This is a genomic window from Streptococcus alactolyticus, from assembly GCF_042649785.1.
GTDB lineage: Bacteria > Bacillota > Bacilli > Lactobacillales > Streptococcaceae > Streptococcus > Streptococcus alactolyticus.
Window position 1 is genome coordinate 399 of sequence record NZ_JBHRZX010000012.1, and the last position, 25,312, is coordinate 25,710.

Annotated in this window: 26 protein-coding genes and 3 pseudogenes (1 of these 29 running past the window's edge); 8 read left to right on the top strand and 21 right to left on the bottom strand. The window is 39.7% G+C overall.

The annotated features are described in order from the left end of the window. Window positions 1–118 (top strand): annotated as a pseudogene (locus ACFORE_RS02775) (IS30 family transposase); its annotated part reaches 398 nt to the left of the window's first position; the annotation flags it as partial. Between the two features lie 73 nt (window positions 119–191). Here the strand turns inward: ACFORE_RS02775 and ACFORE_RS02780 are convergent. The 8 genes from ACFORE_RS02780 to pbp2a form a co-directional block, all read right to left on the bottom strand. Beyond that, entirely contained in the window at window positions 192–413 is a 222-nt protein-coding gene (locus tag ACFORE_RS02780) for a DUF4649 family protein (protein ID WP_020916018.1), read from the bottom strand. Window positions 414–629: 216 nt separating this feature from the next. Then, the gene (locus ACFORE_RS02785; RefSeq protein WP_154454844.1) at window positions 630–1,661 is read right to left on the bottom strand and encodes an aldose epimerase family protein; all 1,032 of its coding nucleotides are present in this window, start codon (window positions 1,659–1,661) and stop codon (window positions 630–632) included. A gap of 155 nt (window positions 1,662–1,816) precedes the next feature. Beyond that, on the bottom strand, window positions 1,817–4,318 hold the full coding sequence (leuS, locus tag ACFORE_RS02790) for a leucine--tRNA ligase (protein WP_264879420.1): 2,502 nt from the start codon (window positions 4,316–4,318) through the stop codon (window positions 1,817–1,819). Between the two features lie 79 nt (window positions 4,319–4,397). Then, window positions 4,398–5,243: a patatin-like phospholipase family protein gene (locus tag ACFORE_RS02795; RefSeq protein ID WP_154454842.1), complete on the bottom strand. Its 846-nt coding sequence runs from the start codon at window positions 5,241–5,243 to the stop codon at window positions 4,398–4,400. A 140-nt stretch (window positions 5,244–5,383) separates the two neighbouring features. Next, complete coding sequence (nusG, locus tag ACFORE_RS02800) at window positions 5,384–5,923, bottom strand: transcription termination/antitermination protein NusG (RefSeq protein WP_154454841.1); 540 nt, start codon at window positions 5,921–5,923, stop codon at window positions 5,384–5,386. A 146-nt stretch (window positions 5,924–6,069) separates the two neighbouring features. Continuing rightward, window positions 6,070–6,246 (bottom strand): preprotein translocase subunit SecE, encoded by a 177-nt coding sequence (secE, locus tag ACFORE_RS02805; RefSeq protein WP_167829286.1) that lies wholly within the window; start codon window positions 6,244–6,246, stop codon window positions 6,070–6,072. 42 nt (window positions 6,247–6,288) lie between these two features. Further along, on the bottom strand, window positions 6,289–6,441 hold the full coding sequence (gene rpmG / locus ACFORE_RS02810) for a 50S ribosomal protein L33 (protein ID WP_003067827.1): 153 nt from the start codon (window positions 6,439–6,441) through the stop codon (window positions 6,289–6,291). 47 nt (window positions 6,442–6,488) lie between these two features. Then, entirely contained in the window at window positions 6,489–8,801 is a 2,313-nt protein-coding gene (gene pbp2a, locus ACFORE_RS02815; protein ID WP_264879419.1) for a penicillin-binding protein PBP2A, read from the bottom strand. Window positions 8,802–8,952: 151 nt separating this feature from the next. On the opposite strand from pbp2a, the gene ACFORE_RS02820 reads away from it, so the two are divergent. Both ACFORE_RS02820 and ACFORE_RS02825 read left to right on the top strand, forming a co-directional pair. Then, window positions 8,953–9,150, top strand: coding sequence for a hypothetical protein (locus ACFORE_RS02820; RefSeq protein ID WP_204984925.1), 198 nt, complete (start codon window positions 8,953–8,955; stop codon window positions 9,148–9,150). A 50-nt stretch (window positions 9,151–9,200) separates the two neighbouring features. Continuing rightward, window positions 9,201–10,061: an RluA family pseudouridine synthase gene (locus ACFORE_RS02825; protein WP_168261148.1), complete on the top strand. Its 861-nt coding sequence runs from the start codon at window positions 9,201–9,203 to the stop codon at window positions 10,059–10,061. A gap of 56 nt (window positions 10,062–10,117) precedes the next feature. Here ACFORE_RS02825 and rsmA read toward each other — a convergent pair whose 3' ends face one another. The 6 genes and pseudogenes from rsmA to ACFORE_RS02855 all read right to left on the bottom strand — a co-directional run bounded on the left by rsmA (window position 10,118) and on the right by ACFORE_RS02855 (window position 15,381). After that, the gene (gene rsmA, locus ACFORE_RS02830) at window positions 10,118–10,990 is read right to left on the bottom strand and encodes a 16S rRNA (adenine(1518)-N(6)/adenine(1519)-N(6))-dimethyltransferase RsmA (RefSeq protein WP_154454837.1); all 873 of its coding nucleotides are present in this window, start codon (window positions 10,988–10,990) and stop codon (window positions 10,118–10,120) included. Between the two features lie 89 nt (window positions 10,991–11,079). Next, a complete protein-coding gene (rnmV, locus tag ACFORE_RS02835) occupies window positions 11,080–11,649 on the bottom strand; it encodes a ribonuclease M5 (RefSeq protein ID WP_277998686.1) in 570 nt (189 codons plus the stop codon). Then, complete coding sequence (locus ACFORE_RS02840; RefSeq protein ID WP_154454835.1) at window positions 11,642–12,415, bottom strand: TatD family hydrolase; 774 nt, start codon at window positions 12,413–12,415, stop codon at window positions 11,642–11,644. Before ACFORE_RS02840 ends, rnmV begins: the two co-directional genes overlap by 8 nt. A 149-nt stretch (window positions 12,416–12,564) precedes the next feature. Beyond that, window positions 12,565–12,699 (bottom strand): 50S ribosomal protein L34, encoded by a 135-nt coding sequence (gene rpmH / locus ACFORE_RS02845; RefSeq protein ID WP_002885866.1) that lies wholly within the window; start codon window positions 12,697–12,699, stop codon window positions 12,565–12,567. A gap of 427 nt (window positions 12,700–13,126) precedes the next feature. After that, a pseudogene (locus tag ACFORE_RS02850) lies at window positions 13,127–13,462 on the bottom strand (ISLre2 family transposase); the annotation flags it as partial. A gap of 122 nt (window positions 13,463–13,584) precedes the next feature. Then, window positions 13,585–15,381, bottom strand: coding sequence for a heavy metal translocating P-type ATPase (locus ACFORE_RS02855; protein WP_168261152.1), 1,797 nt, complete (start codon window positions 15,379–15,381; stop codon window positions 13,585–13,587). Window positions 15,382–15,580: 199 nt separating this feature from the next. On the opposite strand from ACFORE_RS02855, the pseudogene ACFORE_RS02860 reads away from it, so the two are divergent. The 4 genes and pseudogenes from ACFORE_RS02860 to ACFORE_RS02875 form a co-directional block, all read left to right on the top strand. Continuing rightward, window positions 15,581–15,945 (top strand): annotated as a pseudogene (locus ACFORE_RS02860) (transposase); the annotation flags it as partial. Window positions 15,946–15,963: 18 nt separating this feature from the next. After that, window positions 15,964–16,650, top strand: a complete 687-nt coding sequence (locus ACFORE_RS02865; protein ID WP_257903772.1) for an ABC transporter transmembrane domain-containing protein — start codon at window positions 15,964–15,966, stop codon at window positions 16,648–16,650. A 3-nt stretch (window positions 16,651–16,653) separates the two neighbouring features. Further along, on the top strand, window positions 16,654–17,010 hold the full coding sequence (locus ACFORE_RS02870) for an ATP-binding cassette domain-containing protein (protein ID WP_233451206.1): 357 nt from the start codon (window positions 16,654–16,656) through the stop codon (window positions 17,008–17,010). A 158-nt stretch (window positions 17,011–17,168) separates the two neighbouring features. Next, window positions 17,169–18,374, top strand: a complete 1,206-nt coding sequence (locus ACFORE_RS02875; RefSeq protein ID WP_039671247.1) for an L-lactate MFS transporter — start codon at window positions 17,169–17,171, stop codon at window positions 18,372–18,374. A gap of 123 nt (window positions 18,375–18,497) precedes the next feature. Here the strand turns inward: ACFORE_RS02875 and ACFORE_RS02880 are convergent, their stop codons facing one another. After that, on the bottom strand, window positions 18,498–19,769 hold the full coding sequence (locus ACFORE_RS02880; protein WP_269725608.1) for a 2-hydroxycarboxylate transporter family protein: 1,272 nt from the start codon (window positions 19,767–19,769) through the stop codon (window positions 18,498–18,500). A gap of 21 nt (window positions 19,770–19,790) precedes the next feature. Then, window positions 19,791–21,413, bottom strand: a complete 1,623-nt coding sequence (locus tag ACFORE_RS02885; RefSeq protein WP_264879387.1) for a malolactic enzyme — start codon at window positions 21,411–21,413, stop codon at window positions 19,791–19,793. 157 nt (window positions 21,414–21,570) lie between these two features. Between ACFORE_RS02885 and ACFORE_RS02890 the strand changes: the two genes are divergently transcribed. Continuing rightward, window positions 21,571–22,452 (top strand): LysR family transcriptional regulator, encoded by an 882-nt coding sequence (locus ACFORE_RS02890; RefSeq protein WP_235281078.1) that lies wholly within the window; start codon window positions 21,571–21,573, stop codon window positions 22,450–22,452. A gap of 54 nt (window positions 22,453–22,506) precedes the next feature. Here the strand turns inward: ACFORE_RS02890 and dltD are convergent, their stop codons facing one another. The 5 genes from dltD to ACFORE_RS02915 all read right to left on the bottom strand — a co-directional run bounded on the left by dltD (window position 22,507) and on the right by ACFORE_RS02915 (window position 25,273). Beyond that, window positions 22,507–23,772, bottom strand: coding sequence for a D-alanyl-lipoteichoic acid biosynthesis protein DltD (dltD, locus tag ACFORE_RS02895; protein ID WP_380434959.1), 1,266 nt, complete (start codon window positions 23,770–23,772; stop codon window positions 22,507–22,509). Further along, window positions 23,765–24,004, bottom strand: coding sequence for a D-alanine--poly(phosphoribitol) ligase subunit DltC (gene dltC, locus ACFORE_RS02900; protein ID WP_015695707.1), 240 nt, complete (start codon window positions 24,002–24,004; stop codon window positions 23,765–23,767). The genes dltD and dltC overlap by 8 nt, the downstream gene beginning before the upstream one ends. A gap of 84 nt (window positions 24,005–24,088) precedes the next feature. Continuing rightward, window positions 24,089–24,415 (bottom strand): hypothetical protein, encoded by a 327-nt coding sequence (locus ACFORE_RS02905; protein ID WP_014295381.1) that lies wholly within the window; start codon window positions 24,413–24,415, stop codon window positions 24,089–24,091. Window positions 24,416–24,675: 260 nt separating this feature from the next. Further along, complete coding sequence (locus ACFORE_RS02910) at window positions 24,676–24,810, bottom strand: hypothetical protein (protein WP_268828079.1); 135 nt, start codon at window positions 24,808–24,810, stop codon at window positions 24,676–24,678. After that, window positions 24,803–25,273: a hypothetical protein gene (locus tag ACFORE_RS02915; RefSeq protein ID WP_293693976.1), complete on the bottom strand. Its 471-nt coding sequence runs from the start codon at window positions 25,271–25,273 to the stop codon at window positions 24,803–24,805. Before ACFORE_RS02915 ends, ACFORE_RS02910 begins: the two co-directional genes overlap by 8 nt. Window positions 25,274–25,312 lie beyond the last annotated feature (39 nt).

A 25,312-nucleotide genomic window follows, 5' to 3' on the forward strand; every position in this document is an offset into this window, starting at 1 on the left:
AAAAGGAACCAAGAAAACGACCTCGAAAGAAGTCGCTTTTATCGAAAATTGGATTAACAATTACCCTAAAAAATGCTTGGACTACAAGTCGCCGAGTGAATTTCTTACGGGTGGCTAATTTCAACTTGAAATTTGGGTTTCATTTTTGTTCTCCCATAAAAGCACCGCATCATTAAATAACAAACATGATATTAGCGATATTGTGTTAAATCTTGTTTTAAAAAGTAGTAAAATAGGTTGCCATAATTTCCTGAATAATCCAGTACATGACCGTTATAAACGACCTTAGTGACTTTGTAATAGTCGGCAATATCGATTGAGCAAGCTTGCTGTGAACGTTCGAATTCCTCGTATGAGTCAAACGTCACCACTCGTTCTTGGTTTACGGCGTTTAAAAATGTAATTTCAATCATTATTTACATTTCCTTTCTAATTCTACATACTATATTACTTTGATGTTGGAATATAGTATGTAGAACTGTATAACGCTATGCTACTACAAAGTATGTTTTCACACAACTATTTTGCTCTGACTGGATTTTCTCAATCATAATTCAAGAATCAATTGTAAATTATAAAAAGAGATTCCAAACAGAAATCTCTTTTTTAACTGAATTTGTAAAATTATATTATCCTTTATGATATTCAAAAGCAATAGTATAAGTCTTTTCGGTATTGGCTGGAAGAACAATATCACCAAAACCGTCATTATTAATAGCATCTGGGAGAAATTGTGCTTCAAGCGCTAAGGCTTCAAATTCTTTAGCCATTTTACCCTTATCACGCGCTGGATAAATATCCTCAGGAATGCCACCCATACTGTAAACGACCCAAGTATCACGGTCAGAATAAAGGTGAACAGAATCGCCACTTTCTTCATCTTTCAATTCTCCACAAGGTTTATCAAGCGAAGCATTTACCAAGAAAGCATCGTCAAGCCCGCCTGTATCAGCGATAGCCTCTCCAAGGTTTTGCCCAGTTTGAAAATCATAAGCTGTGCCAGCAACGTCAATGAATTTTCCTGTTGGCACCAAATCATCACGTGTTTCCAAGTAACAGTCAGCAGCCAAAGTAAAGGTATGGTGTGCCAAGTCTTGGCGTTCACCGAGGTTAAAGTAAACGTGGTTAGTTGGGTTAAAGAGGGTCGCTTGACCGCCATTTTTACCAGTGTAAGTGATTATAAAACGATTGTCGTTATCCAGCGTAAAACGTGCTGTTACCAACATATCACCAGGGAAACCATCAACACTTTCTTTAGCATTGTAAGTCATGACAACAGTGGCTTTGTCAATATCATTTTCAACTCTTGCTTGCCAAATGTGTTTGTGGAAACCTTTTGGACCACCGTGAAGAGTGTTTCCTTTTTCGTTTTGTGGTAGCTGAATTTCTTTGCCATCAAGGTTAACTTTCCCTTGATTAATACGCCCTGCAACACGTCCGATTGATTGACCTGCACATAAAGGACTTTTCAGATAATCACTTGGCTCATCAAAACCAATGATAAGATTTTTCTGACCACCTTTGTCATCTGGCACTAAAAATTCTTGCCAAGTTGCTCCCAGCGTTAGTAAACCAACTTGGACACCATTATCATTAATAATAGTGTATTTTTCAATCTTTTGCCGATTAATTATCTCAACAATTTCTTGTTTTACTTCCATTTTTCCCTCTTTCTTAGGTTCTTTCTTTTATTTTACCTTTTAGATAATTTTTTGTAAACGTTTACTATTGGATTTTACTAAGTTTTACCAGACATCATCGTTATAAACCAAAAACTCCTGTCCATTGGACAGGAGTTCAAGATTATATGTAGTGATTATTTTACCACGATGTTGACAAGTTTGTTAGGGACAGCAATAACTTTGACGATATCTTTGCCTGCGATTTCAGCTTGAATCTTGTCATTGGAAAGGGCGAGTTTTTCGAGTTCTTCGCGACTTGCGTCTTTTGGTACGACCAATTTAGCTCGTACTTTTCCTTTGATTTGGATGACAATTTCAACGTCGTTTTCAACAAGTTTTGATTCATCCCATGTTGGCCATGCCACGTATGAAATGCTTTCACCTGATTGGGTCACGTTTTGCCACAATTCTTCAGCAAGGTGTGGGGCAAATGGAGCCAACAATTGAATGAAGCCTTTGGCGTAATCTACAAAGAGTTTGTCTTCTTTGTTGGCGCTGTTTACAAAGACCATCAATTGTGCAATCGCTGTGTTGAATTTCATGGCTTCGAGCTGTTCTGTAACGGCTTTAACGGTTTCATTGTAAACCTTGTCTAAAGCACCGTTATTGTCAGCAACGATATCTTTGGTTGTCAACAAGCGGTAAACGCGGTCAAGGAACTTACGTGAGCCTTCAAGACCTTCTTCAGACCAAGCGATAGAAGCGTCCAATGGTCCCATAAACATTTCATACACGCGCAATGTGTCGGCACCATAGCGTTCAACTACGTCGTCAGGGTTGACAACGTTTTTCAATGATTTAGACATTTTAGCTGGTGCTTGTTCCAATTCTTCGCCAGTTTCGATGTTGAAGAATAACCCATCGCGTTTTTCAACCTTGTCTGTTGGTACAAGGGCTCCACGGTGGTCGCGGTAGCTTGTTCCCAAAATCATCCCTTGGTTAAAGAGTTTTTGGAACGGTTCTTTGGTTGGAACAACGCCTAAATCATAAAGGAATTTGTGCCAGAAGCGAGCGTAAAGCAAGTGAAGCACGGCGTGTTCGGCACCACCGATGTAAATGTCAACTGGCAACCATTGTTTCAATAATTCTTCGTCAGCTAGTTTTTCGTCGTTATGCGGGTCGATGTAGCGTAAGAAGTACCAGCTTGAACCTGCCCATTGTGGCATGGTATTGGTTTCACGGCGCCCTTTAACACCGTCTTCACGAGTAACTTCTAACCAATCTGTCAAGTTAGCTAGTGGTGACTCCCCTGTTCCTGAAGGTTTAATGTCCTTAGTTACTGGCAAGACCAGAGGAAGTTGGTCTTCTGGAAGGGCAGTGGTTGTGCCATCTTCCCAGTGAACGATTGGAATTGGTTCACCCCAGTAGCGTTGGCGTGAAAAGAGCCAGTCGCGTAAACGGTAAGTGACTTTTTTATTTCCCACTCCTTCAGCTTCGAGCCATTCGACCATTTTGTCAATGGCTTGCGCTTTGTCAAGACCGTCTAGGAAGCCAGAATTGATGTGAATACCGTCTTCTGTGTAAGCTTCTTCTTCAACATTGCCGCCTTCAAGTACTGGGATAATATCTAGATTGAATTGTTTAGCGAATTCCCAGTCGCGTGTGTCGTGGGCAGGAACAGCCATGATAGCACCAGTTCCATAGCTCACAAGCACATAATCTGCAATCCAAATTGGCATTTCACGACCATTGACAGGATTGATCGCATAGCTACCTGTCCAAACACCTGTTTTTTCTTTAGCAAGGTCTGTACGCGCAAGGTCAGATTTGAGGCTTGCTTGGTGTTTGTAATCTGCCACAGCTTGTGCTTGTTCAGGCGTTGTAATAGCATCAACCAATGGGTGTTCAGGTGCTAAAACAGCATAAGTCGCACCAAAAAGAGTATCAGGACGAGTGGTAAAGACTGTGAAATCTTGGTCTGTGTCCTTCACTTTGAAGGTCACATTGGCACCTGTTGATTTACCAATCCAGTTGCGTTGCATATCTTTGATTGATTCAGGCCAGTCAAGGTCTTCCAAATCTTCTAGCAAGCGCTCTGCATAAGCTGTGATTTTAAGCATCCATTGACGCATTGGTTTGCGGACAACTGGGTACCCTCCACGTTCAGAAGTACCGTCAGGAAGCACTTCTTCGTTGGCGATGGCTGTTCCCAATTCTTCAACCCAGTTAACAGGCACTTCAGCTTCGTATGCCAAGCCTTTTTCATACAATTTTGTGAAAATCCACTGTGTCCATTTGTAGTAGCTAGGGTCAGTGGTATTTACTTCGCGGTCCCAGTCGTATGAGAAACCAAGTGCATTGATTTGGCGTTTGAAGTTAGCGATGTTTTGCGCTGTAAATTCAGCTGGGTCATTTCCTGTATCCATCGCGTATTGCTCAGCAGGAAGTCCAAAAGCGTCCCATCCCATTGGGTGAAGCACGTTATAGCCTTGTGCACGTTTGAAACGACTCAAAATATCAGTTGCTGTGTAGCCTTCTGGGTGTCCAACGTGAAGCCCTGCACCTGACGGGTAAGGAAACATATCCAACGCGTAAAAGTTTGGTTTATCAGCGTCTGTTCCTGTTTTGAACGTATGATTGTCAGCCCAATAAGCCTGCCATTTTTTCTCAATTTCTTTGTGATTGTAAGTTGCCATGTCATTTCTCCATGTTCATAGTATAGCTTCTATTATACCATGAAAATAACAAAGAAAAAAGGCGAAATCACTGGGGACTTCATGCCTTCGATAAATAAGCTTGTAAGCTCGCCATATCTGCTTTGGCTTGTTTCAAGCCAATCTGATAAATCTCTTCAAACTTGTCAGGGTTGGTTTCCAGACGTCCAATCTCTAATGGTTGGCTTGGTCTAATCGCAAAAACTTGCCCCTTCTGCTCCAAATCAATAATGTGCTCCAGCGTGTCATTATAGTATTGGTAACGTTTGGAAGCCACTTCGACAAAGTTAGGGTAATGCCTATAAAGCAACTTGTAAAGGCGACCACTAGACGCTTTTTTGCGGTAATCAAGCGGACGTGTCAAGACCACGATGAGTTTATCAAAGCCAAGGCTTTTGGCAAAATCAACAGGAATGCTGTCTGACAAGCCACCATCAAGGTAATGTTTGCCCTGCCACTCAACAATTTTTGAGGCTACTGGCAAGGCCGAACTGGCACGAAACAACTCCATTTGCTCAAACACATTGTCAATCTTGTGGTATTCTGCCTTACCTGTTTCAAGATTGGTGACAGTGACGTAAAAAGGAACACCAGATTGCTCAAAGGTTTCCTCATCAAAAACATCTAATTCCATGGGAACCTTGTAATAAGCAAATTCTTTGTTGACCACATTGCCCGTTCGTAACCAAGAACGAAGGCCCATGTAGTTAGGATAAGAAGCGTATTTTTGATTGTAACGGAGAGCTCTGCCCTTTTGCTTAGATAAAAAATTCACCCCAAAAAGTGCCCCAGCTGATACCGCGACTATCCCGTCAACCTTGATACCAGCATCTAAAAATGCATCGAGAACGCCAGCCGTGTAAAGCCCACGCATTCCCCCACCTTCTAATACTAAACCAACAGACATTTACAGACTCCTTTATTCTTGTATATGACTATGTACAGTATATCAAATGATTGGCAAAAGCACACAATGCCGATATCATTTTTAGTCACCGACCAACAAAAAAGCTAGAGCATTCACCCTAGCTTAATCATGACGCTTGTTTACAGTTCAGCGATTTGGTAAAGTTCCAATTCTGCTTGTGTTTCTGTTCCAAACATATTAATCATCAATTTCACTTTGTTGTTTTCAATTTCAACGACGCGACCTTCTTGTCCCATAAAGGCACCATCAATGATTTGAACCACGTCACCTTCTTTAATGTTGGTATCAATCACATCAACCGTTTGACCCATTGAGATGAGAATTGAGCGGATTTCTTCTTCCAAGAGCGGTGTTGGTTTTGAACGGTTACCGTGTGACCCAACAAATCCTGTAACGTTTGGTGTGTTACGCACAACAAACCAAGCTTCGTCTGTCATAACCATCTCAACCAAGACATAACCAGGGAAACGGTTTTCTTCAACTTCTTTGACTTTCCCGTTTTTCTCAACATTGACAGTTTGCGTTGGGATTTCCACGCGCAAAATATTGTCCAACATATTGTAGGTTTGGGCACGTTGCAAAAGGGTTTCTTTCACTTTATTTTCATACCCAGAGTAAGTTTGTAGCACAAACCAGCCTTTATCAAATGAATCTAGCATCTTTTCCTCCACTATAAAAAGCCCTGAGGGCTCTTTGCTTCGTTTTTTCTTTCATTATAGAATAAAAAGGCGTTCTCTGTCAATGATGGACTCGGGGAAACCACAAAAAAAGTGATGGGAAGCCCCACCACTTTTTGTTATTCTACCTAAAAACGGTTCAATAAGTCCGTTACTCCCAACGAGAGTAGTTTATCAAAGATATAAATCGCAAGTGTAAAAAACGCTGTATACTCTAATACAGAAATAAAATCTCTCCAACGTTGTCTACGATCTGGCCATGTTGTATCTCTTAAAACCGCAAAAACTCCCTTGATAAATCCCACGGATCGCTCCTCCTTCACACTCGTTACGTAATCGCCTTAATATTAACGTGTTTCTTTGTGTAACGTGTATTTCTTACAATGTTTACAATATTTATTGACTTCTAAACGTACAGGTTTAGGGTTACTGCTCACTCCGATAGAGTAGTTACGGCTCCCACACTCTGTACAAGCTAAACTTGCTTTTTTCTGTGCCATAATGCCTCCAATATCATCCTATCATCTTTTTATCATTTTATCAAGTTTTAATTCGTTCGTCTATTAAACCAGTTGGAAACATTGTCCCAAACGTCTTGAACGGCTTGACCTATCTTTTCCTTGGCGGTTTGTGCTGATTCTTGAACCTTATCCAAAAAGTTATCTGAGCTAGATGATGGGCTAGTGTCAGTGTCAGACGCGTTGGCACTATAAATCAAGTCGTAACCGTTTTGACTATAAGCATTTTCAACAGTAAAGGCAGTACCTGCGGTGTATGGCAAGATGCGACTGGCAACAGCACTGAAAATCGTTGAGGCTGTTCCCGAGCTGGCATCTGTCAGGTAGTGATTTTCGTCCGTCGAATCATAGCCTAGCCACTGGGCAATCACCACATCAGGCGTGTAACCAATCACCCACTGGTCGCTCGTCAAATTGTCATTGAAGCTTGTTTCAACCGTACCTGTTTTTCCTGCCATGGTATAACCATAAGCATTGGCATTGATAGCAGAACCATTTGAAAAGGTTCCTAACATCATGCTGGTCATCTTGTCCGCAACAGTTTGGCTAATCACGCGTTTTTGGTCTTGTTTAAACTGTGCAATGACTTCACCGCTGGCATTTTCAATACGTGAAATCAAATGAGCCGTTGGCATGATACCGTCATTGGCAAAGGTTGAATAGGCCTGGGCCATTTCAAGCGGGTTGGTTGTGACACCGCCACCCAGCGCGATACCCAGTTCTTCCTTGACCTTCTTCATGTTCAGACCGAATTTCTCACCGTAAGTAATACCCTTGCTGATACCGATTTTATTGAGCAAATAAACAGCTGGAATATTGTAAGAATTAGCCAAGGCTTGATACATAGGAACATCAGCTGTTTCAACGCCACCATAGTTTCCAGGATCATAGCCATCGTAATCTTGCACGGTATTTGGCAATTCCGTCGTAATCGAATAGCCCGCCGCGACGGCTGGAGTGTAAACCACCAACGGTTTAATGGTTGACCCTGGGCTACGTGAGGCTTGGGTCGCGTAGTTGAAACTTCTAAAGGAAGCCGAACTTGAGCTCACACGCCCAACTAAACCACGAACAGCACCAGTTGCGGGATCCATTGCGACGCTGGCTCCTTGAGCGCTTTGACCATCATAACTTGACGTTGGGAAATAACTCGTGTCGTCAAAAACAGCCTGCATATTGTCTTGATAATTTTGGTCTAACTCCGTATAGATTTTATAGCCATTGTTGACAATATCATTTTCTGACAGATTGTATTTTTGCTCTGCTTCTTGAATAACCGCATCAAAGTAAGACGGGTACTGATAACTATCAGAAGTTCCTGTATAAGTATCGTGCAACTCACTGGCAATATCCACTTGTGAGGCCTCATCAGCTTGTTCTTGCGTGATTTTACCAGCGTGAACCATGGCCTGCAAGACCGTATTCCTTCGGTTTGTTGCATTCTCCACTGAGTAATATGGGTTGTAAATCTCAGGCCCCTTCAACATTCCAGCCAAAATAGCCGATTGCTCCAAGGTCAAATTCTCAGCGTCAGTACCAAAGTATTTTTGACTGGCATCTTCAACACCCCAAACCGAATTACCAAAATACGCATTGTTCAAATACATGGTCAAGATGTCGTCTTTGCTGTATTTTTTGGTCAACTCTAGCGCTAGGAAAAATTCCTTGGCTTTACGCGTGACGGTCTGTTCTTGGCTCAGGTAAGCATTTTTCGCCAATTGTTGCGTAATGGTCGAACCACCACCAAAACGCCCAAACGTAAAGACTGCCAACAAGAAACGCGAGTAATTGATACCGCTATTTTGGTAAAAGGTTCTATCCTCCGTGGCAATAACCGCTTCTTTCATGTAATCGCTGATATTGTCAAGGTCCACATAAGTTCCTTTTTGTCCCGACAGCGAGCCAATTTGCTCATCATTTTTATCGTAGATGACAGTGGTAGCCTTTAAGGCATCTTGCAAATCAGAAACGTTGGTTGATTTAGCAACCAAATAAAGGTAAGAACCAATCGCCAAGGTCGCTATCCCCGCCAAAATCAGCAGTATTTTACCAATATGGTAACGGCGCCAAAAACGGCGGATGGGATTCTGAGGAGAGGGTACAAACCGCAGGATTTTTTGCACCCAAGCGGGATAATGCTTGGTTTTATCTTGGTGCGCACGGCTTCGCTGATAGCGTGGTGCAGCCTCTCCTTCTTGAGAATGATCAGTAACGTCTTCAGGACTTTCTTCCTCGTTGAGCCACTCTTCAAAATTACGGTCCTCTTCCTGAGAAGATTCCCTTCCTGTCAAGCGCCTAACAAAGGACAGAAAGCTTTCTTTAATTCTTTTTAAATGTGTCATAATTCCATTATAGCAATTTCCCTTAAAATCGTCAGAAATGAAAAGGATGTCATTTGTTATAACGTTTTCATTCTATTTTTAAGGTTTTATGATAAAATGGTAGGGTAGAGATATCTGGTCAGACAAAGATATTAGAAAGGAATTGCTTATCATGAACAAAGAATTTGAAGCATTTAAAAAAACACTTTCTCCTGAAAGTCTAAAAGCCATCTACGATGAAACAAAGATTGAAGTTTCTGAAAGCGAAACCGAAGGAACAGAAGCTTATTCTGTCGCAGTAGCAAGCCAAATGGCGGTCAACTTGGTGGAAAAATACCATGCTTGGCTCAAAGAAAATGAAAGCAAATAGGGCTTTAGCGCATCTCGTTGAGGTGCGTTTTTTTTTGGTATAATAGAGTCATGACTACATCTTACACATTTACCAATCCCTACCCAGACTGCACGGTCAAGGAACTTTTAGAAGAGCACCTGCTGATTCCTCGGAAAATTCGGCATTTTTTGCGCACCAAAAAACACCTGCTCATCAACGGAGAAACCATTAATTGGCAAAGTTTGGTGCAAACAGGCGACAGCATCCAGCTGACCTTTGATGAGGAAGATTATTCGCAAAAAGACATTCCCTTGGGACAAGCTAAATTGGTGGATTGCCTGTATCAAGACGAACACATTATCATCGTCAACAAGCCCGAAGGCATGAAAACACACGGTAATGAACCAACAGAAATGGCTCTGCTTAACCATGTTTCGGCTTATGTAGGGCAAACCTGCTACGTGGTGCACCGTTTGGACAAGGAAACCAGCGGAGCTATTTTATTTGCCAAAAACCCTTTTATCCTGCCTATTTTAAACCGTTTGTTGGAAAACAAGGACATTTCTCGTGAATATTGGTCCTTGGTTCAGGGGACTTTCGAGCCAAAACACCAAGTTTTTCAAGATAAGATTGGGCGCCACCGTCATGACCGCCGCAAACGAGTAGTCGACCCTAAAAATGGCCAGCGCGCCATTACTATCGTGGACCGTTTAAAAGTTTTTTCAAAGGGAAGTCTGGTTCGCTGCCGCTTAAAAACAGGGCGAACGCACCAAATTCGAGTGCATTTGTCAGCGCATCATTATCCCATTATTGGGGACCCTTTGTACAGCCATGTGTCCGATGACCGCCTCATGCTGCACGCCCACAAACTCAGTTTTACACATCCCTTAACCCTGCAAAAAATCAGCGTCGAAGCCCATTCTGACACGTTTGAAGCAGGCCTTTCTTAGATTCAAAAAAACAAGACCCAAACGCAGTTGAGTCTTGTTTTTAGTCGTCTTAAAACTTACAAACCAGCTTCTTTTAAAGCGTCTGCCAATCTAGCAAAATCCGCAATAGAAAGGGCTTCGCCACGAACAGACGGTTTGATATCTGCCATGTCAAGCGCTTGTTCCAATTTAGCCTTGGTTTCCTCAGCTTTTCCAAAATGGCTAGTCAAATTATTCCAAAGGGTTTTGCGGCGGTGAACAAAGCTGATTTTAGCAATGCGGAAGAAGAAATCTTCATCTTTCACTTGAACAAGAGGTTGCTCACGGCGTGTCATTTTCAAAATAGCTGAATCCACGTTCGGTGCAGGCACAAAGACCGTGCGAGGCACGATGAAAGCCACCTTGGCTGTCATGTAATATTGCACCGCGATTGACAATGACCCATAAGCCTTGGTATTTGGCTCAGCTGAAATACGGTCTGCCACTTCTTTTTGCATCATCACGACAAATTCCGCAAATGGGATTTTTGACTCAATCAAATGCATCAAGATAGGTGTGGTGATGTAGTAAGGCAGATTTGCGACCACCTTGATAGGCAAATCGGGATTTGCAAATGATTTGATATGGCTTTGCAAATCAGCTTTCAAAATGTCTCCGTTGATGACTTTGACGTTGTCAAAATCGCGGAGCGTATCCGCCAAAATCGGAATCAAACGGTCGTCAATTTCAAAAGCCATGACTTCAGCAGCATTTTCTGCCAAAAATTCCGTCAAAGCACCGATACCAGGACCAATTTCAATCACGTTGACACCCTTGTCAATCTCCGCTGTATCTACAATCTTTTGAAGAATATTGGTATCTGTCAAAAAGTTCTGTCCAAATGATTTTTTAAAGGTAAACCCATGACGCTCAAGAATAGCACGCGTCACGCTATAATCTGCAATTCTCATAATCAATATTCCCCAACCAAAACGTGGGGACTTTTCTTTCCTTTCGTTTCTATCAATCTTAGTATAGAACACAGAAGACTCTTAAAAAGTCAGCCCTCATATGTTGCCATCGTTTCTTCTACTTCGGCCAAAGTAATGTCAAAGAGCTCTAAGCGTTTGAGAAGTTGTTTGCCGTTGCTATAACCAATACGAAGCTTTTCGCCCAAATATTCGCGACGTTTGCGGCTATCTGCTCCCATTAAAAGCCCCAAGCGCATTAAGTCTGTTTTCGTGATGTCAAACTGGTCATCGTCATCAAAATGCCCCAACACACCTGACAAAGCCTTTTGCAAATCATCAAAACTGGCGTGTTCGACACCGAGCGAGCGCCCTTTTGTTTTTGACTTGGGAGCCGCCTCATCACGATTTAAAAAGGCGTGCTTCACATTTGGGATGGCATTCATGATGATTTTACGAATGCGTTCGCCGTTGTAATCTGGGTCGGTAAAGACAATAACCCCACGAAGATCATTTAATTTGTCAATACGCTCAAGGTCGTCATCATTGATAGCAGAACCTCGTGTTTCGTAGGTGTCCACATCGTAGAAATGACGCAAATTGGCTGTGTCGTCCTTGCCTTCAACCACAACCACTTCTTGAATTTTAATTTTCTCAGTCACAATCAAACAACCTCTTTGCATTTTCTGTTGTCGCTTGTGCCACTTCTTCCACAGTCAAGCCACGGAGTTCTGCGATTTTATCTACAACATAGCGAGTATAAGCCGTGCGGTTTTCACGTCCACGTTTTGGAACAGGGGCAAGGTATGGGGCATCTGTTTCCACCAAAATCTTATCCAACGGCAATTTTTGCGCAGCTTCTTGCACATCAAGGGCTTTTTTAAAAGTGACAACCCCTGAAAATGAAATCATCATACCAAGCTCGATAAAACGCTCTGCCATTTCCAAAGACCCTGAAAAAGAATGAATAATCCCACCACGAGGGCCAACACCTGCCTCTTTGATAACTTGATAGGTGTCTTCTAGGGCATCGCGGGTGTGGACGATGAAAGGCAAATCATGGTCTTTTGATAATTGAATCTGACGCTTGAAAATCTCAATCTGAACATCTTTCGGGTCTTCCATCCAATAATAATCCAATCCAATCTCACCTAGACCAATCACTTTTGGATGTGACAAGTGGGCGACAATCATATCCTCCACTTCTTGATTGTAAGACCCAGCTTCTGTCGGATGCCAACCAATTGTAGCATAAACTTCAGGGTATTTTTCAGCCAAATCAAGGGCACGTTTAATCGTTGGTGCATCAAAACCAACCACATTGTGCCGAGTGACGCCCATTTCCTTAGCTAGCGCCAATTCTTCATCTTCACGCCCAACAAAATCGTCAGCGTTTAAATGCGTGTGTGTATCAAAAATCGTTATCATGTATTAGTCTATTCCTCTTTTTTCTCGTTTTTATTATAACATACTTCACGAAAAGGTATCCTGACACTAGGTTCACAAAAGAGCTGCACTTTCAAGCAAACGAAAATACCATCAGTCTCGAGCACTGATGGTATGGTTTATTCTATCAATTAAGCAGATAAAACTTTACGTCCTTTACGACGACGTGCAGCTAGGACACGACGACCGTTTTTAGTCGACATACGGTGACGGAAGCCATGCTTACGTTGACGACGAATTTTACTTGGTTGATAAGTACGTTTCACAGTGATTACCTCCTCATAGATTTTCGTATTCGTTTAGCCGGCTATTTTTGATCAGTTACTAAACATACCTTATTATTTTATAACAAGAATGGCATCCTGTCAAGCTGTACCGCTCTTGTTTGTGTCTATTTTTTTGAGAATAATCATCAAGCCTATAAATCAAGAGATTTCTCTGTTGAATTTTTTCAAAAAAAAATACCGAAACAAAGGTTTCCTTGCTTCAGTCTTGACTTTATTGGCTTTTTTGTGTTACAATAACTTCAGACTGATTAAGCAAAGTGTAGATTTGTCTTAATCGGTGGAGTAGAAGTTACCCGCTTCTGCTCCTTTTTTTGATTTTCTACAATGATATTATAACAAAATTGTCAGAAAAATGCAAACAAAAACAACTTAAAAAAGCCTTAAAATCCAAAAAATTTTAAAGTTTTTAATACTTAAATTTTTGGCGGTCAAGAGAAGTAAATTTCCCAGCACGTTGAAAAATTTTGCGTGATTTAAATATCGTTTGTTCCTTCGCTTCTCGGAGATAACCAACGCTTAAACGTTGATTTTGATAGTATTCATACTCTTTTCGCCAATTACCAAAAAATAGATCATCAACAAAATTAATTCTATCTAGAATAATTAATCTCGACATTGTATAAGCACCTTTTAATGACCAATACATTCCCCTGTGTTTCATCCGATAGGTTATTTTTCGATGCTGACTCTCCATAACACCTATTCCTTTGGCTGATAAATTTCTTAATTTAGCAGGCTTAGTTATTATCTGATGAAAGCAATACTTTTCAACTTATTATTTTTCTAACTTGGTAGTGTATCATCTAATCTAACATAGATTTTTATATCTAATTTAATTGACAGATTGAATCTCAAGCAATTATATCACACATTTTTACGTGCTCGTAATGCTGAGAGAATTGAAACAGTATCAACAACTTCTTGAAGCATAGCTCCTAATAAAGTTGGGATGACACCTGTTGCTGCAATGACCATCAGCACTAAACAAACAAATAAACCAATTAAAACAGATTGTTTAGCGATTTTCATGGTGTGTTTTGCAATAGCAATAACTTGTGCAACCTTACTCAAATCATCTTTCATGATGACAACATCTGCGTTCTCACTTGCTGCTGTTGATCCATGAGCACCCATAGCAATTCCGACATCTGCGGTTACAAGGGCTGGGGCATCATTTACACCATCTCCCACCATTAAAACTGGTCCATTTTGGACTTCAATATCTTTTAAGTGCTTAATTTTATCCTGCGGTAAGCAATCTGCGAAGACTTTATTAATACCAACCTGCTCTGCTATTTCCTTAGCGACTGAATATTTATCTCCAGTGAGCATAACTAGGTTTTTAACATCCATTTGTTGGAGTTTTTGCATTGTTTCCTTGGCTTCAGGTCGAACGGAGTCCTTAAAAGTAATATATCCGAGTAGATGACCGTTTTTACCAACATAAATGCTAGTTTCTTTTGAAAGATTTTCAGAACTAAAGTTTTTGATAAGGCTCGGTTTGCCTGCTGAAACTTCATTACCTGAAATCTTTCCTATGATACCTTGAGCCGTTACTTCAGTTGCTGATGTGACAGGTAAAAATGTAATACCTTTACTTTTAGCGTATTGTACTAGTGAACGTGCTAAGATATGTGATGAATTTTGTTCAAGACTTGCTGCAAGCTGAATGAGTTCTTCTTCCGTGGTCCCTTCAACTGCGATGATTTGATTGACAGCTAGGTTTCCTTGTGTAATAGTACCCGTCTTATCAAAAGCTACAGATTTTGCACCAGACAACTTTTCTAGGGTTGTCCCTGTTCTAATAATAATCCCGTTCTTTGATGCTTGACTCATGCCAGCAACCAGTGCTACAGGGGCTGCTAATATTAGGGGACATGGCGAAGCTACAACAAGGACTTGAGCAAAACGCACTGGATCTTTTGAGACAAACCAAGCAAATCCACCGATTACATAAGCAATGACTGTAAAAGGAATTGAATAGCGATCAGCAAGTCTAACAAATGGTGCAGGATTTGAAGTTGACTCTTTTACCAATCTCACCAATTGTTGGTATTGACTATCTTCAGCCAGTGAAGTAACTTCAAATTGGATAGAATTTGAACCATTCATAGAACCAGATAAAATATTATCTCCAACCTTCTTTTCAATTGGTTTAGATTCACCAGTCAGTGAGGCTTCATTAAAATCAGATTCTCCACGTAAAATACGTCCATCTACTGGCACCATCTCATCAGGTCTAACGACGACTACATCACCAATTTTTAAAGCTTCAACAGGAACATCTTCCAACTCGTGTCCAATCAAGCGATGTGCAATTTTGGGACTATTATCAAGAAGACTTCGTAATTCACGACTGGCCTGTTTACTGGCATAATCTTCAAGACTTTCCCCACCTGTAAGCATGATGAGAATCATAAGACTAGCCCAATAATCACCAACAAGTAAGGTAGCAATAATAGCTGAAATAGCTAGAATATCAACACCGTACTGACCAGATTTTAAAGTCTTAATCATATCAATAAGCATTGATAAAGACATAATACCGCCGGCAATAGCCACTAGAATGTAGGCCAAATCTGGTTTATGAAGAATAAAATTAATAACCAATGCACATAGTGCAATAGTTAGAGTTGTAAGTAATTTTTTGAAGTTTGACATTCTATTAACCTCTTTCTTACTTTTATTATATTATAATAGTTCCAAAAAAACTACTATTTATAATGATTCTAAATAAAAATCAAATTATTAAGTGCAACAAATATTTTACTGAGCTAAGTCAATATATCTTATTATCATAGTGTGACTTTTATCTAACTTCATAGAATGCAGTAAGTGACTATTTATGGGCGTGAAAAAATCTCTTGAATACCGTGTTCTAAAATATTACTGGAAACTCATTCAAAAGGATAGTCGAAAATTATCGCCCAATGCTTTTTATTCAAGGACTTTCAGAGAAACTCTAATATCTAAAGAGTATTTAAAAAGATTTTTCAAACACGTACCGCAACTTAAAAATTACTACAACCTTTATCCGTTATCAGAAATACATCACTAATGCTACTCCCTTATTCTAACGTCAAACCTGAAGCTACTAACAAACTCATCAAAGATATTAAACGAAACACTTTTGGTTACAGGAACTTTGACAACTTTAAAAAACGCATTTACCTCGCTTTAAACATCAAAAAATCGAGAACATCATTTGTTCTCGCTAGAGTTTAACTTTGACACCTATTACAGTTGACAAAGAGCGATTCATATGCAGGTAACTCTCATCATAGCAAGGACGAATACAATTCATGGTTAATTAATGACATGAATTTATTAAAAGATAACGGTTTTAATCAGTTATACAGCGCCATTGAAAGTATTATAACTGTGCTATTTAACGCTTTTGCTATCATTTATTTTCATTGGCTACTACTTGCGGTTAGTATTTTAATGACTGCTTTAGTTTACTTTCTTCCTAAAATTTTTGAAAATAATATTGCACAAGAAACGGAGGCTGTTTCATCTGATTTGACTGTTGCTTTAAATCGTACAAGTGATTATTTAAGTGGTTTTGACATTTTTTTCCACAATAATCAAACTGCTTACTTTAAAAATCGCATTTTAGCAGACTTTTTCACAGTGGTAAAATCCAAGGTTAAGTTGGCAAGAAGCTCTAGTACGGCTAATTCTCTTTCATTGATGTCAAGTGTTGTGGCACAAGTAATTATTTTTATGGTTACTGGTTATCTAGTCATTAAGGGGGAAATCACTACGGGGGTTATTTTCTCAATTGCCAATCTAACCAGTTGCCTATTCAACTACACTAGGGGAGCTGCTTATAACATTGTTACCTTTAAAGCGACCTTTAAATTGCTAGAAAAATACCCTAAAAAAGTAAGTATTGAGAATCTCGATGCCATAACTAATTTTAATTAAGAATTGGTTATTCACGATTTGTGTGTCACTTTTGAAAATGGCAATAGCATCACCTATCCTAATATTACGATTAAGAAAGGAGAAAAAGTTGCTATTGTGGGAGGCTCGGGTGCTGGAAAATCAACATTAATCCGAGTATTAACAGGAGAATTGACCTGCTATGACGGTGATATTGTGATTGATAATCATCATTACAAAGATACGTTGCTAGAAAGTTTGCAAACTATTTTTGCCTTGATTCCTCAAAAACCACATATTTTTAAAGAATCTTTACTTGATAATCTGACCCTTAGTCGTTCTGTGGATAAGGACGTTTTTAAAAAGGTTTTGACTTTTGCACATGTGGATAGCTTTATTTGACCAAATTATAAAACTCTGAACATTCTTAGCTGCCTCTTTTTTATCATTCGTTTTTTATACAACAAAAATACTATTTGACTTATAATAAAAATAAGATATAATAATATCCTAACATTATTTAAAACATTGTGTCTTAATATTCGTAAAAAGGAGAAGTAATGTCTACCAACAATCGTTATGTCATCGCAAGTTGTGGTGTTATCTTGCATTTAATGCTAGGCTCTACCTACGCTTGGAGTGTTTATCGTAATCCTATTATTGCTGAGACTAGCTGGAATCAATCAGCGATTGCCTTTGCTTTTTCGCTTGCCATTTTCTGTTTGGGCATGTCGGCTGCATTTATGGGGCAAGTTGTGGAAAAATTTGGACCTCGTGTTACTGGTACCATTTCTGCTATCTTATATGCTTCTGGAAACATCCTGACAGGCTTTGCTATTGCCCAGCATAGTATCTTTCTGCTTTATCTTGGTTATGGTGTCCTTGGCGGTATCGGGCTGGGTACGGGCTATGTCACACCCGTATCAATGATTATCAAGTGGTTTCCTGATAAACGAGGGCTGGCAACTGGGCTAGCTATCATGGGATTTGGCTTTGCCTCTCTTTTAACCGGTCCAATTGCGCATTTTTTAATCACCAAATATGATGTTATCAACACCTTTTACCTGTTAGGGGGAGCTTATTTTCTGGTCATGCTTATCGTCTCACAGTTTCTCAAATTTCCATCCTACAGTGAACAGGATACTGACGACAGTCATAAGCAATTAAGTCAAGGTATTGGAGCTAAAAAAGCCTTAAAAACAGTTGAATTTTACCTGCTCTGGCTAATTCTCTTCATCAACATTTCTTGTGGGCTTGCCTTAATCTCTGTTGTCTCACCTATGGCACAAGATATAGCTGGCATGACTGCCAACCAAGCTGCCATTATCGTTGGGCTTATGGGAATTTTCAATGGCTTTGGAAGATTGCTCTGGGCTAGCTTGTCAGACTATATCGGTCGTCCGCTGACCTTCCTTATTTTATTTGTTGTTAATATACTCATGACTGTATCGCTCATATTCCTTCACGCGCCAGCATTGTTCACCATTGCCATGGCTGTGCTCATGACTTGCTACGGAGCTGGCTTCTCACTCATTCCACCATATCTTAGCGATATTTTCGGTGCTAAAGAGCTAGCAACCATGCACGGTTATATTTTAACAGCTTGGGGAATGGCTGCGCTAGCAGGTCCAATGCTGCTTGCTGTCACATACTCAGCAACCAAATCATACACAAGTACTCTTATTATCTTTATCCTACTCTATCTACTTGCACTAGCTATTACACTTTGGCTAAAATCACAAAAAGAAAATAAATATTTATCATAAAAATAACCCCCTAGCCTGTGGTGAGCAAGCTAGGGGGTTCTGTGTAATAATATTGTCTATTTTTTCAGAGTAAACACAAATTTTAAAGGGTATTCAATACATTTTAAGGAGTAAAGTGTTGAATTAATGTAAAAATTGGATTAGGATTCCTCCAAGGATGAGGACGATTGCACCGCCAAGTCGGTTTGCCATTTGGGCAAAGGCAATCATTTCCATGCGGTCCGCCGCAGAAAGCACAGCGATATTTCCTGTGCCACCCATGGAATTGTTAATCATCCCAGCACCGATAGCTGTTTCGACTGGATACATACCGAGAACCTGTCCCAAAATCCAGCTAGCAAGTCCCATTGACACAACAGATGTTAAACCGATAAGGACAAATTGCCATGTCATGGCTTGCGCTAATGAACTCAAATCAATCATTGAAAGCCCAATACCTGCCAAAACAGCGTGTGTCAAGTTAGTCATAATCACACGATTAAACATAACCACTGCTTCTTCTAATGGTTTTGGTACAATATCAAGCGCTTTGAGAACAAAGACAATGATAATCATAAAGGCATAGCTGTGCACTTTTGGAATAAAGGCATTTAAGATAACGCCGATAAGGAAAAGGGCAAAGGCAAGCATCATTCCGACACCGATTTTTGTAGGGTCAAGCGGAGCTTCAGATTTTTTCAAATCGTCTTTGTCAACAGGGATGAGCACACCGTGCCCATTGAATTTGGTGTTAGCAAATCCACGCGCCAACACAATGGCACCGATAATGGCAAAAATATTTCCTAGCGTGGTTGCTGGGGCTAATTGTGACAAGATTGATGAGGCATCTGTGTGCAATCCAGCCGCATAGATTTTGGATAATGGCACGATTCCTGCACCCATTCCTCCTGCCATTTGGGCAAATGAAATGTACATGACAGAATGTCCAAAGCCTTGACCGAGCAAAGCCCCAACAGCACCAGTGGCAAAGAAACCGATAACCATTGATAAAAGAGCGACAGGAATGAATTTAGCAGAGGCTTTCACCAAAAGTTTGCGGTTCATCCCTAGAATTGAGCCACAAATAAGCGCTGCAATATAAAAATCTAGAAAACCCCAATCACTCATGAAACTAGAAGTGGCTGAGACAACTGATCTTGGAATCAATCCTGTTGAAGCTAAGATTGCGGCTAACAGCAAGGTAAAGACTGACCTACCACCAAGGTAAGTATTCCAAAATGGTAATCGTTCACCAAGGAAGTAGAAAAGATGTCCTAAAACGACCAACATAAAAGTAATTCCAACCATATTGAGCGGTAGTTTCCCCATAGCAATAACAACAGCTAAAATGATAACCAGAGCCTTATAAAGTGGAGCGGAAACACCCGCAATTTTAACGTTCGAGAATTTTTTCATACGAATGGTTATCCTCCTTCATTAATATTTTGGATACCATTTAAGGTCACGAACAGCTTTAGCCATGTCTTTTTCTTCAGCTTGAGCCAAACCTTGTTCTTGAGCTTTTTTGGCAACAGCTTCCGCAACTTTGATAGAAACTTCAGCAACGTATTGGAATGGAGGAAGAACAGGTGCTCCTGGTTGACCTGGATCTACAAGACCACTAAGTGAGTGAGCTGCAGCACCAATCATTTCATCTGTAAGAAGTGATGCTTCAGAAGCCAACATACCAAGACCAAGACCTGGATAGATTAGAGCATTGTTTGCTTGACCGATTTGGTAATCAACGCCTTTGTAGCTTACTGTACCTGAAGGCACACCAGTAGCAACGAAGGCTTTACCGTCTGACCATTCTATAACTTGCTCAGCAGTTGCTTCTAATTTCTTAGTTGGGTTTGAAATTGGGAAGATAACTGGACGTTCAGTGTTTTCACACATTGCTTCAACAACTTCTTTAGTGAAGGCACCAGCATCAGTTGATGTACCAACCAAGATTGTTGGTTTAACTGTTTTAATAACGTTAAGAAGGCTTGTCATATCACCGCAGTCAGCGAAGTCTTCACGTTTTTTAGCAAATGGTTTTTGAGCAGGTGTCAAATCTTCCATGTCATCGAAAAGAAGACCTTGTTTGTCAATCATGAAGAAGTGTTTGTAAGCTTCTTCTGGAGTCAAACCTTCTGAAACCATTTCAGCGTGAACGCGGTCAGCAATACCAGCACCAGCAGAACCACCACCGTAGCATAGGTAAACTTGGTCAGTTAGTTTTTCACCAGTGATGTCCATAGCACCGAAGATACCACCAAGAACTACGATACCAGTACCTTGGATGTCATCGTTAAATGTTGGAATTTCTTTTTTGTATTTGTTAAGAATGTTCGCAGCATTTGAACGACCGAAATCTTCCCAGTGAAGGTACAATTTAGGGAACATGTTTTCAGCTGTTTGAACGAATTTGTCGATAAATTCGTAGTATTGGTCACCTGTAACACGTTCGTGGCGGTTACCAAGATACATTGGATTATCCAAAAGTTCTTTACGGTTTGTACCAGCATCGATAACAAGTGGCATAACTGATGCAGGATCAATACCAGCTGCAGCTGTGTAAATCATCAATTTACCAACAGAGATATCCACACCTTGTACACCCCAGTCACCGATACCAAGGATACCTTCAGCATCTGTTACAACGATCAAACGGATATCGCGGTCGCCAGCAGCATTACGCAATGTTTCTTCGATGTTTTCTGGGTGGTTGATATCAAGGTATGCAGCGTATTGTGGGTCAACGTACAATTCACTGTATTCTTCGATTGTTTCAGCGATAACTGGATCGTATACAATTGGGTTGAATTCAACGATGTGTTGGTTGAATAGGTAGTAGAAAAGTGTACGGTTAGTGTTGAAGATCTCCATCAAGAGATGACGTTTTTCAAGATTTGATGGCTTACGCAAGAAATTTTGGTAAGCTTGTTCAGCTTGTTCTTCAATTGTTTGAACGTAAGGCGGTAAAATACCAAGCAAGCCAAGTTCTTTACGTTCTTCCATAGTAAAGGCAGTCCCTTTATTTAAAAACGGGTTATTTAGAATTTCATGTCCACGCATGATTTTTCCTCCTGATAGTATATTAAATATGTAGAAAGATCTTATGCGGGTCATTATAAACTTCCAAACTTCTTATAGTCAAACCCATCAGTTTTAATAAATAATATTTATAAGTAGAATCCCAAAGAATATGATAAAATAAGTCAAGGAGGTAGGCATGAACTTACGTGATTTAGAGTATTTTTACCAGTTAGCCAAATCAAAATCCTATACTGGAACAGCGCAGCATTTCAAGGTCAGCCAACCGACAATTTCTTACGCTATCAAACGTTTAGAAAAAGAGTTGGACTGTGACTTAGTCATTAAAGATCCTTCGCACCGTACTGCCGAATTAACCTTACAAGGTGATATTTTCCAAAGTCACGTGGAGGATGTCTTACTACAAATCAAAACAGCAGTTAATGAGGTTCACCAATCACTCAATCCTATGACGACCGTTGGTTTCCCGCCCATTATCTGTAATTATATTTTGACTGAATTGCTGGAACAAAATGAAAACTTGGAACCTTTTTCACAGGTAAAAGCCATTCGTGGCGGTTCAAATAGCCTCATGATGAAATTGCTCGATGGACAAATTGATTTTAGTCTGCTTGGCTCACTAGCTCCCTTAAAAAATGACCAATTGGTCATCCGACAACTCTTCAAAAAAGATTTTTACGTTGTCCTTTCTAAAAATCATCCACTAGCTAAACAAAAAGAATTATCATTCCAAGATATTCTCTTTGAAAAATTCATTCTGCTAGATGAACACAACATCCACTTAACAGCTTTCAACCAGTTAAATCATCGCTATCACGACCAAGCATCCGTCTTATTCAAAATCGATGATGTGTCAGTAATCAAGCAAATGGTTGCTGAAAACATGGGAATTTCACTTTTATCTGATATTGCTCTTGCTAGTGATTCTGATCAACTGATCAAAATCCCATTATCAAAAGAGGATAGCATCACATTTTACGTCAGCTATGCCCATTCAAAACATGCTGTTTTATCAGATGAAACTGAAAAACTGATTGATTTGATTGAAAAAGTGTCATAGCAAATAAAACAAAAAACTCAACCCTATCGGGTTGAGTTTTTCCATGTTGAATTTTTAATAGAATGAATCAGGCTCTTTGGTGTAATTTGCCCATTTTTTACTTAGAAATTGTTTGTTGATTTGGTAGTTTGGTTTACTTTGCTTTTCAGTCAAGAACGGGTTAACAGCCTTATCCATAGCTACCCAGCCATTCCAGCCCATGTGGATAGTATCTTCCATGAAGTAAGCCTTATCACCATCTCTTGAGAAATCAGCAATATTTTTAAATCCTTGACTTTGCAACTGGTATTTGATTTTTTCAACTGCTTTTTGGTACATGTCTTCGTTAAGCCCTGTATAATCTGACCATTTGCTATTAACAGGTGGGATAACAAAAAGAACATTGGTATCATTTTGAGCAAATTGGTTCAATACCAATTGTAGATCGTTGTACTCCGGTGATTTTAAGTAGTTAAATTTACGTTGAGAATTTTTTAAATCTTTCAATATCGGTTTGATACGAATATCATAAAAACCGTTGTCGATTCCAAAGGTATTACCACTACTTGCTTTTTTACCATCAGCTGTTGCTAGTTTTCCTAGTTTCTGATATGAAAAAGCATTTGGGAGTTTTTTAGCTTGAGTAACTACTTTGCTATCGTAATGATCAATCACAGAAACGCGACTGAAGAAAGCATCTTCTTTTTGATAAACAACACTTTGAGTTCTGAGTTTTCTCTTATCAGCTGCTGATAATTTTTTGCCTTCAGCTACTTTTTCCATCATGTCTTTGAATGAAGACTCTGGATAAAGTTTCAAGAAACGTTTAGCAGCATAACGATCATAAGCTGTTCCTGTTTGGCTTTGCAAGAAATCAATGGCTTGTCCACTGCTAAAATAAGATTGAAACGCGTCAGCATTGGCACCCTTAGCCGTAAACCACTGAGGAGAAATGAAATAAACGGCTTGTTTATTTTTCAACTCATTATTGATTTGTTGGATGCCATAAAAGTGTGTCAATGAGGCAGATCCTCTTTGGCCAAGCAAATATGGTGTATAAGAACGATTGTAAGTTTCTGCAATGACAGAAGGGTGCATTTTATCAAAGCGCAGCCACTCACTTGAACCAAAAAAAGGAACGAAACGATGATTTGGATCCGTTAAAGCACGAACCTTTTTATATTTGCTTTTAAAACCTGTTTTACTTAAGGAAACAGCGTCTTTCTTTTCTACTTTTAGGGAGTGCGATTTATTCGAAAGCGAGACACTACCCAGACTAATGACAACTAGCAAAAAGGCACAAATAACTGGTCCTAGAATTTGCCAAAGGCGTTTAAGCATTGCGAAGTTCCTCAATTCCAGCAATGATTTTATTAGCGGTATTCCAATCATCACGTCCAAATTCTGAAATTGGAATATCAATATCAAAATGACTTTCCAATTCAACAATCAATTCGACAGTTCCCATACTATCAAGGACGCCTGCGTCAAACAAATCTTCATCCATCATGTCTGAAACGTCTTCCATAAAAAGATCATCAATAATTGCTAATACATCTGATTTAATATCCATTTGCTAAACTCCTGTTGAAGCCGTTGCTAAAATAGCTGTTGAAAATAAAGCGACTGCTTTAATCTTTTTCATTGGTTTCCTCCTTTATTCATTTCGTTGGCGATGATAGCCAACTCCTGTTAACACAAGAAGATTATCTCCGTTTCGATTAATTCTCTCAGCAATGATAAAGTGTTTTCGCTTGACGGTTAGAATTGCTGAGTAGATCTCGTGAAAACGGAGAATCTCTTCACTAACAACTTGCCAATTGCCATTAACCATTCGTTTTTCTTGCACTACTGCAAACTTTGGTCTGACAATGGCTTGCCTTCCGTCAACAAGGTAAAGAATAGCTTCACCTTGTTGTCCAAGAAGACGTAAGTCTGATAGAGTCATTTCTGGTCTATCAAATACTTTTTGTAAGTTTGGTATAGCAAACTCCTTTCTGCTGCTTATGTAGAAATAAATTCTATCCGCAAATTTAAACGCATGAGTAATACTCACAACTCCTAAACAGGAGTTAAGCCAGGACGTGCCTTCCCTTTTAAAAGGCTGTTACACCGTCTTCCTTATTCATTGTTATTCCATAGGCTTGCTGATCAGATCGGTGTTGGTGTTTAATTGTCAAAGGGCACAAGCAGTTTTAAGACCTGCTTAGGTCAAGACTGACATTTTGAGTTCTCCTTGTAGTATCACTGTTTATCCTTTGACGGTAATATAGTCATCTCATCATCAGCCATAAGTGGGGCATTGTGAATTTCAATTGTTAGTAAGGTAATGCCCGCAAGAACAATAAAGCTAATAATAACAAACACAATGCTAAACATAGTTTCCTCCTTGCAAACGCAGTTCATGATAAGCCTTTGCATTTCGATGTGCAATTTCTTTTTGCTCATACAGTCGTTCTTGTTTTAAGTTTTCTAGTGATTTCAGCAAATAGGCTAATGGTGATGCACTATCCTTTGGAATACGTTCAATCATGTTTAATACTTCAGCACTTGTTACATAGCCACTTGCTAAATATTGTCCGATTTTCATTTTCTGGTTATGAGTCATTGTTAGGACATCTGGGAAACCAAACATCTGGTCATTGTATTTATCAGCAATTATTTGCAAGAGAGAATAATACTTTGGTTCAACGAATGGAGTTGATTGATTTTGTGATAATGACTGATTAGTTTCAGTTGACTGTGAAAATTCATTAGAATTTTTCTCAGTCTTTCTAGAACTAATATGATCACTATAATTAGTCTCGTTATATTCAGTCTCATTAGGGGCTGAATTTGACACCACCCCCGTATTATTTTGACACCCCCCTGGTCTAAATTT

Excerpts from the sequence above, each read along its gene's own strand:
- ACFORE_RS02780 (WP_020916018.1), bottom strand. The coding sequence starts at position 413 with ATGATTGAAATTACATTTTTAAACGCCGTAAACCAAGAACGAGTGGTG.
- ACFORE_RS02785 (WP_154454844.1), bottom strand. The coding sequence starts at position 1,661 with ATGGAAGTAAAACAAGAAATTGTTGAGATAATTAATCGGCAAAAGATT.
- leuS (WP_264879420.1), bottom strand. The coding sequence starts at position 4,318 with ATGGCAACTTACAATCACAAAGAAATTGAGAAAAAATGGCAGGCTTAT.
- ACFORE_RS02795 (WP_154454842.1), bottom strand. The coding sequence starts at position 5,243 with ATGTCTGTTGGTTTAGTATTAGAAGGTGGGGGAATGCGTGGGCTTTAC.
- nusG (WP_154454841.1), bottom strand. The coding sequence starts at position 5,923 with ATGCTAGATTCATTTGATAAAGGCTGGTTTGTGCTACAAACTTACTCT.
- rpmG (WP_003067827.1), bottom strand. The coding sequence starts at position 6,441 with ATGGCACAGAAAAAAGCAAGTTTAGCTTGTACAGAGTGTGGGAGCCGT.
- pbp2a (WP_264879419.1), bottom strand. The coding sequence starts at position 8,801 with ATGACACATTTAAAAAGAATTAAAGAAAGCTTTCTGTCCTTTGTTAGG.
- ACFORE_RS02820 (WP_204984925.1), top strand. The coding sequence starts at position 8,953 with ATGAACAAAGAATTTGAAGCATTTAAAAAAACACTTTCTCCTGAAAGT.
- ACFORE_RS02825 (WP_168261148.1), top strand. The coding sequence starts at position 9,201 with ATGACTACATCTTACACATTTACCAATCCCTACCCAGACTGCACGGTC.
- rsmA (WP_154454837.1), bottom strand. The coding sequence starts at position 10,990 with ATGAGAATTGCAGATTATAGCGTGACGCGTGCTATTCTTGAGCGTCAT.
- ACFORE_RS02840 (WP_154454835.1), bottom strand. The coding sequence starts at position 12,415 with ATGATAACGATTTTTGATACACACACGCATTTAAACGCTGACGATTTT.
- ACFORE_RS02855 (WP_168261152.1), bottom strand. The coding sequence starts at position 15,381 with ATGTCAAACTTCAAAAAATTACTTACAACTCTAACTATTGCACTATGT.
- ACFORE_RS02875 (WP_039671247.1), top strand. The coding sequence starts at position 17,169 with ATGTCTACCAACAATCGTTATGTCATCGCAAGTTGTGGTGTTATCTTG.
- ACFORE_RS02880 (WP_269725608.1), bottom strand. The coding sequence starts at position 19,769 with ATGAAAAAATTCTCGAACGTTAAAATTGCGGGTGTTTCCGCTCCACTT.
- ACFORE_RS02885 (WP_264879387.1), bottom strand. The coding sequence starts at position 21,413 with ATGCGTGGACATGAAATTCTAAATAACCCGTTTTTAAATAAAGGGACT.
- ACFORE_RS02890 (WP_235281078.1), top strand. The coding sequence starts at position 21,571 with ATGAACTTACGTGATTTAGAGTATTTTTACCAGTTAGCCAAATCAAAA.
- dltD (WP_380434959.1), bottom strand. The coding sequence starts at position 23,772 with ATGCTTAAACGCCTTTGGCAAATTCTAGGACCAGTTATTTGTGCCTTT.
- dltC (WP_015695707.1), bottom strand. The coding sequence starts at position 24,004 with ATGGATATTAAATCAGATGTATTAGCAATTATTGATGATCTTTTTATG.
- ACFORE_RS02910 (WP_268828079.1), bottom strand. The coding sequence starts at position 24,810 with ATGTTTAGCATTGTGTTTGTTATTATTAGCTTTATTGTTCTTGCGGGC.